This window comes from Parasphingorhabdus sp., from assembly GCF_036964675.1.
Lineage (GTDB): Bacteria > Pseudomonadota > Alphaproteobacteria > Sphingomonadales > Sphingomonadaceae > Parasphingorhabdus.
Genome location: NZ_JBALTF010000159.1, coordinates 1 through 637 on the forward strand (window position 1 = coordinate 1; position 637 = coordinate 637).

General features: G+C 57.9%; 2 protein-coding genes. Both read right to left on the reverse strand.

Going from position 1 to position 637, the window contains the following annotated elements; genetic code table 11:
• The coding region (locus V7665_RS13710) for an FAD-dependent oxidoreductase (RefSeq protein ID WP_335665086.1) at positions 1–305 on the reverse strand (305 nt) is incomplete at its 3' end.
• Positions 306–397: 92 nt separating this feature from the next.
• The coding region (locus V7665_RS13715) for a 2-oxo acid dehydrogenase subunit E2 (RefSeq protein ID WP_335665087.1) at positions 398–637 on the reverse strand (240 nt) is incomplete at its 5' end.

Below are 637 nucleotides of genomic sequence, written 5' to 3' on the forward strand. Positions count from 1 at the left end.
CCGCCGGTCAGCTCCTCGACCGCCTTCAATTTTTCCGCCAGCATCTGCTTCAGATCGAGCTTGGTGCCGGTCAGCTTGACGCCGAATTTCTCCAGCGCACCGCTATGGGCTTCATGATAGAGCTCCGACGCGTGCAGCATCGCCTTGGACGGGATGCAGCCGACGTTGAGGCAGGTACCGCCGAGCGTATCGCTGCTCTCGATGCAGCCGGTCTTCAGACCCAGTTGCGCCGCCCGGATCGCAGCGACATAGCCGCCGGGGCCGGAGCCGATTATCAATAGGTCATAGTCAAATTGGTCGGTCATATTCTATCTCTCACCTCGTCATCCTGAACTTGTTTCAGGACCTCGCGAGATCCTGAAACAAGTTCAGGATGACGAGCATTGGGTTTCTCTGTTTACAAATCGATCAGCAATCTCGCCGGATCCTCGATCGCTTCCTTCATCCGCACGAGGAAGGTCACCGCTTCCCGTCCGTCGATCAGTCTATGGTCATAGCTGAGCGCCAGATACATCATCGGACGGACAACAATCTCGCCATTCACCACCACGGCACGATCCTCGATCCGGTGCAGCCCGAGCACCGCAGACTGCGGCGGGTTGATGATCGGCGTCGACATCAGCGATCCGAACACACC